The following is an 8,948-nucleotide window of genomic DNA, read 5'->3' as shown; positions in this document are numbered from 1 at the left end:
CAGAATTTCTTCGAAATCAAAACTATACATTACTATTTTGGCTGAGTGATTTTTTCCTTTTGCTCTATTAATGGTTAAATTAAGTCGCCTATAGTATTCCATTGTAGATGCCCAGCTAACACCACCAAGTAAACCAATGCACTTCATGCTGCACCTCGTAAGTCCATTTCTTCATTATACTGATTTGTTTTATTCTTCCTGTTTAGACTGTTTTTAAATGTCAACTGAATAAAATCAGACATTGAGATATTGATTTCTTTGAGCATTTTCGGGAAAAAGCTAGCATGACTTAATCCTGGCAATGAATTAACTTCAAGGAAATAAATCTTCCCTTCTGAAACAATAAAATCAAGCCGAAACATGTTTTCAAACATTAAATCAGAGAAAATTCGTTTCGAGATATCAGCAATTTGAGTTGTAAATTTATTATAAGATTGGGGGATAATTCGCTCACTCACTCCAAACTTACATAGTTTTTCTCTTCGACCAAAAAATCTATTTCGGGTTCTTACCAAAATTAGAGGTAACACCTCTATACTTCCCAGATTTTCAATACAGCCACAAGAATATTCCTCACCTGGAATATACTTTTGTAAAAGAGCAATATTATCGATCTTTAAGATATCAATGATTAAGTTTACCGCGGCATCGATTGAATTTTCATTGAGTATCATACGCTCAGTAAACATACTGGTGCCAAGTGAATTCGGTTTAATCACTATTTCTTGATTATAAAAAAGCAATAACTTTGCCTTGATATGTGAGATGTTTGCATCTCTGATAGAGAGCATCGGTATTGGCTCTAGTTCGGGATACATTGATTCAATGTATTTTGAGCAGTGAAATTTACTTTTAGTTAGGCTAGAAGAAAGTACCGAGCCAAAAGAATTTTTTATATCGAATATTTTTCCTAGACCTTGAATATGCCCATCCTCACCAAACTGCCCATATAATAAAGAAAATACATATTCGTTATTTTTTTTAATGTGTTGGAATGCTTCGATAATTGAGATTGGAGCTTTTTTGCTCGTCATGTAATAATCAGGATCTTTTTCAAAATCAAATGGTTTTCTAATAACAAAACCTTCTTCAGTTACATAGTAGACATATTGATATAGGTTTGTATCTCTTATTTGATGCTGTAACTCAGAATAAATGCTGTGAAACGTTCTCAATGAAAGATCGCGTTCAACAGAAACACCACCAAAGATAAAGCTAATTTTGGGATTTACAGTATTGTCCATAATAATTCTCCAATTGATGCAATTTGGTTATCTTGAAAGATAACGATTTAGTTTAAATTTCTTGTTTTTTGAATTTTTGAATCGAGCTAATTTACAAATAAGGTATTAGGAAGTTCCTCCTCTGAACGACTATGGATGGTATTGTCTTCATTCATAAAAACAACTTTGGGGATATGTTTTGATACCTGATTTTCATTAAGATTGCAGTAACAAATAATTATAATTTTATCACCTTCATGAACAAGCCTTGCCGCCGCTCCATTCACACAGATCTCCCCACTTCCTTTGCGCCCTTTTATTACATAAGTTTCAAATCGTGAACCGTTATTTATATCCACAATTTGAACTTTTTCATTTTCCTGTATTCCAGTTTCCAGTAGTAAATTTTCATCAATAGTGATACTCCCTATATAATTCAGATTTGCCTGAGTTATTGTTGCCCGATGAATTTTTGCTTTTAACATTGTAACTAACATGATTGCTCCTTTTATTATTAATTCCTTATCGATGAGCAATTTAGTCGTAATTAAACAATGAAAAAATTTTTTTTTTTACATGTAAATTTTTAATGGAAAATAAAAGTCTTACTGATGTTTTTGTAAACAGTTTAATTAAACTTATCTTGACAGTTCTATTTTTAGGAAACTAGAATGCAACATTTTTTAAAGGTCATATACGAAGGGAATTGTATTAATGTTCACTGCTATTGATGAACGAAATGGATTAGTAAAAGTACTTTGGACTGATGTTCGTCAGCGAGTTACAGAAATAGAACCAGCCTTCGCAGCTATTATAGATGAGTTAAGCCCCGATCAAACGTACCCTCTTTATTTAGCATATTACCCATATGGTGCAACTGATGCAGATACACAAAGTTCTCTTTTCCCTCATATAAATGGCGGATATTATCGGATAACTGATCCTGAAGTTCCAAAAGATATAATAAAACATCTTGGATATAGTGCAAATAAAACACCATTAGGAATAGTTCTTGATAAAGAAATTGAATGTTATATTGATTTGAAAAATGATAATATCACCATACCTTGGCTTGTATACAAACCAGGAGATATTTTTCCTCTTTCTACTGTTTTAAGTAAAGTTAATGATAGAGTTTACGCACCTAATGGCCTACTATCATCGACTGCTGGTGTTAGATCTACATTTATGTTACCCAACATCGGCGCGACAACAAACCATTCCAATTTACAACGTGACTTTAATATTAAGAGTCGAGTGCCAAAGTCGTTATATGAACATTGGCAAGTTTTTAGAGAGATAGTTAATAGCAAGATAATTAACTCAGACTGGCGTTGTTGTATAATGTACTTCTCTGAAAAATGGTTAATCAGTTTACATAATGATGTTAAGTGGAAAAATTTAAAGCAGTATTTACATGAGTTAGCATGGTATCGATATGAATACGAAAGAAATAGAGTCTATTATGATATTACATTTTCAATTATCCAGAAAACTCGAAATTTGAAGCCTAACCCATATTTAGCTGATACAGCTAAGCATTTATTTGCAACAGCTTTAGGAGCTGCACCTGGATACGTGCCATCGATAGATAATAGTGCTTTACCTCTAGATGTCTTGCAGTATGTTTTTATAGAGTCATATGGCTTAAAAAAATATATACCAACAATTATGCAACCAAAACATTTTAATTTTGAGAGAGATTGTTTTCCAATATATTACTCATTACAGCATCCAGCGACACATGTATTTTCACCAAGGTCAAGACAGGTTACAAGTACAATTTATGAGATGCGTGAATTAGAGCATATAATGAGTATTTTTATCCAAGAGTTGTCAAAAGATAATGCTTTGTCCTCTGATACCATTATTGGAAAAATAGCAAAATCAGTTGAGTTTAGCTACTTTCATAACACACAAGATATACACAACGTCATGCAAAGCTCCCTTGAAATATTAAATATTGATAGTCGATTCAATAACTCGCAATTTGCAAAAGAACAACCGGGAGCTATCTTTGCTGCAGATGCTTCTTTTTTAAGAGGCTGTGTTAGCATTAAAACGACTAAAATACCAACAAAGCAGGAAGCAAAATACGCCAATGATTGTGCTGCAATACCATAATATATTTCCACCACAATATTGATAAATGAAGCTTCCAAGGGAAGGGCCAACTACGTTACTAACAGCAAAAATAGATTGAAACAGCCCTAAATTTTGCCCTTTCCTCTTATTATCGCTGTTTTCATAACAAATCAGTTGAGCAGTAGATATAAAGAGCATTTCACCCGTTGTCCAAACAATACAAGATAGAACAGCAAATGCAAATATGAATGAAAAACTCAGAATTAACATTCCTAAGCCCATGAATAAAGCACCTAGCCCAGTAATTAGCAGTTTATTTTGTTTACTCACTAATATAGTCAGTGGCGCTTGGAATAACACAATTAAAGTGGTATCTAAAAGAAATAAAATACTAACAGCTAATTCTTTTAATTTGGGAAATGACTCTTGAACATACAGTGGATAAGTAGAACTCAACTGCGCAATGATAAGCCCTACAAGAAAAACGCATGAAAGAATTAATATATTAATTTTTGCTGACTTTTTTATTTTATTTGGATGGTCTTCTACAGTGTCTTGTTTTGGTATGAGATTTGTTATATTGCCTTGTAGTATAAGATAAATTGCTGAAACAAATAAAATTAAACTTGATAAGCCAAAAATAGTAAGAAATCCATATGTTCCAACTCCGGCAATAAAAATACCTGATAGCCCAAGTCCTAAATTTGATGCTACGTGAGAGATACTGATAGTTCTGTAGCGTAAATCGAGGTCATTAGCACATACACTTAACAAACTCATGTTATTTGATGTTTTAAAGCCATATGCAGATAAGCCAAGGAAGAACTGATCAATCAGTAAAGCCGGAAAAGAATGCAAATACATTAAAAAGAAAAAACTTGCAGATTGAATGCAAAGACTGATGATTGAAACAAAATATGGTGTAATTTTGTCTGAGAGTCTTCCCCCTACGAAACCACCAATCACAGTACCTAAACCATAAGAAGAAAGTAGTAGTCCTGCTGTTGGAATGCTTAATTTTTGCTCATTCACAAAATACAAAGATAGAAAAAAACAAATGCCAATGGTAGATGCATTGATACAAATTAAGCTTATTCCCTGCCAACATAACTTAGGTAGACCTAAATAATTTTCAGAATAATCTTTGATGAAAGTTATAAAATAGTTGTACATTTTTATACGAGTTCAAGAGCTTTTAAAATGGCTTGATCACAAGCAGCAATTTTAGTAGGTGGTATATATAAAGTTGAGAGATTTGATAATTGAATATCAGGCAAATATTTTAACTGAGTTTGTTTGATGGTAGGTTCAAATCCAGGATATTGCGCTGCCTCATAAATAATAATCTTATCTGTAACCTTATAATATTTTGTTAAATAATCAAACAGTAACAAAATTCCTATTTTCTTATTGTTTGTTGTTTCATGATTTAGAATTCCTATAGCGTTAATTTGCCAGAGAATTAAATGAGAACTTATATCAACTTGCCGTTGATGAATCAAAAAATCACTAGCTTCAAATGATTGAGAGCCTGATGATCCAGGATCGATTAATAAATCTGCAAAAAGACAAGCTTCAGCTGAAATTGCAGGTAGGATTTTTGCATAATATCCTTCTTTCTTTGCTTTTTTTACAGCATCTAAACCAGGTTTAGCATAAACACTGGGATGTCCATAAAGAACAAAGCATATATGCTTATTTTGATATAAATGTTCTAAAACATACTCTGTTATCAGAGAATAAGAATCGGCTCGATTTGGACATGAAAAATATAATCGATCTAATGACTCTGTATATTGATTTTGCTCTTGAATCCACAATTTTAGAATAGGATCATTCACCAAATAAAGTACAATATCAGATTGTTTGATATATGCTATTACTTCATTCGTAAGATGAGCAAAAAATTTAATACCGCAACCAACAACGATCAATGAAGACATATCATACATTAAATTTAAATTTCAAAAATTGTAGTCCGATCAGCTAATGCTGCATCCTCATTTAAATTTTTTTTAAAATATGCAGCATCATTATAAAAGAATGCTTTTTGAATTGTAGAAGGTTCGTTTTTTAATAATATATCAAGATTGATTTTATGATGGACTGTACTACCTAACTGTTCTAGAAGTGTTACGATGCTCATGACTTAACTCCCTTCAAGTTTAAACTTAGCTCAAGCATATCATATTGATTACTCAAGTTTAAGATAAAGATTATTAAACCAATTATTCTTTCAACATTTATTATTTACAGAATCGATTGGATATCTTGAGATCCTCTAGAACCTTTTGCACCTGTTCAGCGGGAAGCTCATTTACGAAAAATAGTGGTATCAATTGTCTTGGAGATTTACACGAGTTAGAGGGTCAGGTCTTGAATTGTGAATTTTCAATTAGAAATTGATTCACAATTCAAGGCCTGACCCCATATGTGTGTAAATTATTAGCTTCAATCCCTTGGTGATACAATCTGAGTCTATGAACAACGAACGATTGACCACAGCACTTATACCCGAATTATATTGTTCTAATATAGACCGTAGCTTGTCTTTTTATACCGAGGTATTAGGATTTAATATCCAATATCAACGTGCTGAAGAGCAATTTGCGATGCTCAAGCGTCAAGGAGCGCGCTTGATGTTGGAGGAAATAAAGCAAGTGGGTCGAATATGGTTAACTGCCCCACTCGAGGTCCCTTTTGGTCGGGGGATAAATTTACAAATAAAAACGACTGAGGTCAATCAATTATACAGCCACATTCAACGCTATAAAATCAATCTCTTTATGCCTATCGAAGAGCGATGGTATCAAGCGGGTGATCTTAAAATTGGCCAACGCCAATTCATTATTTTAGATCCCGATGGTTATATGTTGCGCTTCGCTGAAGATTTAGGTGATAAAATATGAACTATGTCGCATTGCTGCGTGGAATTAATGTAGGTGGACACAAAAAAATTGCGATGCGTGATTTGTGTCTTTTGTTTGAGACTCTGGGTTTCAAGCAAGTCAAATCGATTCTGCAAACCGGGAATATTGTGTTTGAAGCAACGCCTCACGTGTCTGAAACACACCTTGAGAAGCAGATTTCATCTGCTATTGATCAACACTTGCAATTAGAAACTACCGTATTGGTACGACCCAAAGAATCGCTCGTTGAAATGATCCGGTGCAACCCCTTTTCTGAAATGGCGATTTCCGATCCAAGCCATTTGCTTGTTATGTTTCTTGATAAAAATCCTTCATCTCCAGCCCTGGAAGCGCTCATAAAAAGCATACAGGGACGAGAACAAATCATTTGTGGTCATCAATGTCTCTATTTGGCTTATCCTGATGGGATAGGCCGTTCTAAGTTAACCCATCATGTGATTGAGAAAAAACTAGGCGTACAAGGCACTGCACGAAATTGGACAACCCTTGTCAAGATCAATGCGTCTATGCCATGAAGTTTGATATCAGGCAATTTCTTATTGATTAAGAAATCGCTCGATTGAGCGTTTCTTTGGCTAAAGTTAGGCGACGCTCTACTTCCCCTAACTCTGCTTTTAAATGCAAAATCGCATTGGCATTAGGATTATGCCTCAGATGCTCCAAAGCTTTAGTCATTGCTTGCTGCTGTTCTTCTAAGGTTTTGACTTCCGTCTCAAGATCATTGATCCATTGCCGCCTGGTACTTAACATCTTAATGCCAAAGGAAGGTTTTTCCTCTGGCTTATTTTTACCTTGATGCATTTGACATAAAACAACCAGAACATTAATTTTTTGTCTGATTCGCTCTGCCAAATAAAACGCACTGCGCTTATTTTGTTGCTTACCTAAAGCATGGATGTCTGCTTTAATTTCCGCAATACATGCTGCACCACTGACCTCTGCATCAAGTCGGAATAACCCTTTAGGCAAGCGTTGACTTGAAAAAAATGGACCAAGCTCGCTGATTTTCCATTCCAACTCGGGTAACCTTGCCATTAACTGGCTTAGTAATTCATTGGATTCTACTGGTCTATCCATTTGCTTTGGCCATCATGCTTTGGTCCATAAATGCCCCTTCTTAACTTAGGTCAAGAAACGTATGCAAGGATCGTTAATCTGGAACAGCCTCCAATACTGCTGCTTTTTCTTGCGACCAAGAACTGATAAATGGGGGTAAACACATTAAAATTAAGCCACCTATTAAGGTCATTTCATAACGGACAATACCCCCAACGTTGATCCCTTCGGGCGGAATAAAACTCACCGCTAAGGTAGCACATACCCCAACGATGCCAATACCTGCGACAAATAACATTCCTGCTATTCCGCCTGGGATTGCAAAAGGTCGATGATGGTGCGGCTCAGAAAAACGCAATTTAATTGCTGCAGCAAACATGATGAAATACATCAACATATACAATTGCGCTGCTAAAGCAGTTAATAACCAATAAGAGCCGTTCACACTCGGCATAAATAAGAATAAGCCGGATAAGACGGTGACAATGCTCGCCTGAGTATAGAGCATCACGACTGGAGCACCTTTTGCATTCGTACGTTGGAAGTACTCTGGCAAATTACCATCCTCTGCAGCCACCAATAATCCTTTGGTGGGGGCAATGATCCAATTACTCACACCACCCAGTCCTCCCAGAACCAGCATTAAAGCAACTACAGGCATCATCCAGTATAATTGATAACTGGAGAAGAACGCCTCGAATGCTTGCATTATACCCGCTACTAAATTGATGTCTTTTCCAGGTAAAACAATCGCAATCGCTAGAGAGCCAAGAATTAAAGTACTTAAAATAATCCCTACCGAATAGATTAAAACCTTGGGAAAAGCATGCTGTGGGTTATCGACATCATTAGCATGCACTGTGGCAATCTCGATACCACAAAAGGACATAATAATCGCAGTTAAGGATACCCACATGGATTTATCGGACAAATGGGGCACAATACTGGGGATATCAAATTGAATTTGTAAGGGATTCCCTTGGGTCATCCATACCACCCCAAGACCAATAATTAATGACATGGGTAACAATAAACCCGCAAGGGAACACAAATTACTGAATGCGGCAGAAGATTTCATTCCACGCAGGTTCAAAATCGTAGCGCCCCAAAAAGAACTCACGATGATTGCCCATAGAAAAACAGGATTGCTTGTTAACTCAGGATTAATTAAATAGCCAATAGTTCCGGCAACAAAAGATAAAATCGTGGGATACCAAATGACATTTTCTATCCATTGCAACCAAATGGCCAAGAAACCCATTTTTTTGCCAAAAGCCTGTTTTACCCAAATATAAATCCCACCCTGACGAGCCCATCCTGAAGCCAACTCTGCTGAAACCAAAGCGGTGGGAATTAGAAAAAATAAAGCACCTAAAACAAAATAAAAGATTAATTGACTACCGAATAAGGCTGTAGCAGGCAAATTGCGTATGCTGTCTACAGAGCCAACGGTTATCATAGTCAGACTGAAAATTGTCAGTGAATGTTTTTTCTCGATCATCGCATTCCTTCAGTGCAGTTTTGGGCATGCAGAAGCCTAATTATATAGTAATTAGCTTAAGAAACCCTTAATAATAGGGTAATAATTAAACAAAATGTTCCTTAATTTTGTTTAGTAACCCGCAGATTTTTAATATGCACTGTAAAATAACAT

The 8,948-nt window shown here is 35.3% G+C and carries 10 protein-coding genes; 3 read left to right on the top strand and 7 right to left on the bottom strand.

Annotated elements, in window-relative coordinates:
* Positions 1-143: 143 nt before the first annotated feature.
* Positions 144-1,244 carry an ATP-grasp domain-containing protein gene (locus tag OQJ26_RS02030; protein WP_265702209.1) on the bottom strand — a complete coding sequence of 367 codons (1,101 nt, stop codon included), beginning with the start codon at positions 1,242-1,244 and terminating at the stop codon, positions 144-146.
* 86 nt (positions 1,245-1,330) lie between these two features.
* On the bottom strand, positions 1,331-1,720 hold the full coding sequence (gene panD / locus OQJ26_RS02025; RefSeq protein WP_265702208.1) for an aspartate 1-decarboxylase: 390 nt from the start codon (positions 1,718-1,720) through the stop codon (positions 1,331-1,333).
* Positions 1,721-1,937: 217 nt separating this feature from the next.
* Between panD and OQJ26_RS02020 the strand changes: the two genes are divergently transcribed.
* The gene (locus tag OQJ26_RS02020) at positions 1,938-3,347 is read left to right on the top strand and encodes a hypothetical protein (protein ID WP_265702207.1); all 1,410 of its coding nucleotides are present in this window, start codon (positions 1,938-1,940) and stop codon (positions 3,345-3,347) included.
* Here the strand turns inward: OQJ26_RS02020 and OQJ26_RS02015 are convergent.
* The 3 genes from OQJ26_RS02015 to OQJ26_RS02005 are packed head-to-tail and all read right to left on the bottom strand — an operon-like array spanning position 3,261 to position 5,454.
* Positions 3,261-4,481, bottom strand: coding sequence for an MFS transporter (locus tag OQJ26_RS02015; RefSeq protein ID WP_265702206.1), 1,221 nt, complete (start codon positions 4,479-4,481; stop codon positions 3,261-3,263). The two genes, OQJ26_RS02020 and OQJ26_RS02015, sit on opposite strands and share 87 nt — an antisense overlap.
* Positions 4,482-4,483: 2 nt before the next feature.
* The gene (locus OQJ26_RS02010; protein WP_265702205.1) at positions 4,484-5,251 is read right to left on the bottom strand and encodes an SAM-dependent methyltransferase; all 768 of its coding nucleotides are present in this window, start codon (positions 5,249-5,251) and stop codon (positions 4,484-4,486) included.
* Positions 5,252-5,265: 14 nt separating this feature from the next.
* Positions 5,266-5,454 (bottom strand): hypothetical protein, encoded by a 189-nt coding sequence (locus OQJ26_RS02005; RefSeq protein WP_265702204.1) that lies wholly within the window; start codon positions 5,452-5,454, stop codon positions 5,266-5,268.
* A 334-nt stretch (positions 5,455-5,788) separates the two neighbouring features.
* Here OQJ26_RS02005 and OQJ26_RS02000 point away from each other — a divergent pair, with 334 nt between their 5' ends.
* Positions 5,789-6,217: a bleomycin resistance protein gene (locus OQJ26_RS02000; RefSeq protein ID WP_265702202.1), complete on the top strand. Its 429-nt coding sequence runs from the start codon at positions 5,789-5,791 to the stop codon at positions 6,215-6,217.
* Positions 6,214-6,753 (top strand): DUF1697 domain-containing protein, encoded by a 540-nt coding sequence (locus OQJ26_RS01995; protein WP_265702200.1) that lies wholly within the window; start codon positions 6,214-6,216, stop codon positions 6,751-6,753. The genes OQJ26_RS02000 and OQJ26_RS01995 overlap by 4 nt, the downstream gene beginning before the upstream one ends.
* 28 nt (positions 6,754-6,781) lie before the next feature.
* Here the strand turns inward: OQJ26_RS01995 and OQJ26_RS01990 are convergent, their stop codons facing one another.
* Both OQJ26_RS01990 and OQJ26_RS01985 read right to left on the bottom strand, forming a co-directional pair.
* Positions 6,782-7,315 (bottom strand): hypothetical protein, encoded by a 534-nt coding sequence (locus tag OQJ26_RS01990; protein ID WP_265702199.1) that lies wholly within the window; start codon positions 7,313-7,315, stop codon positions 6,782-6,784.
* 73 nt (positions 7,316-7,388) lie between these two features.
* Positions 7,389-8,795 (bottom strand): APC family permease, encoded by a 1,407-nt coding sequence (locus OQJ26_RS01985; protein ID WP_265702197.1) that lies wholly within the window; start codon positions 8,793-8,795, stop codon positions 7,389-7,391.
* Positions 8,796-8,948: the final 153 nt, after the last annotated feature.

This window comes from Legionella sheltonii, assembly GCF_026191355.1.
Taxonomy (GTDB): domain Bacteria; phylum Pseudomonadota; class Gammaproteobacteria; order Legionellales; family Legionellaceae; genus Legionella; species Legionella sheltonii.
This window is presented reverse-complemented; position numbering and strand designations above follow the sequence as displayed.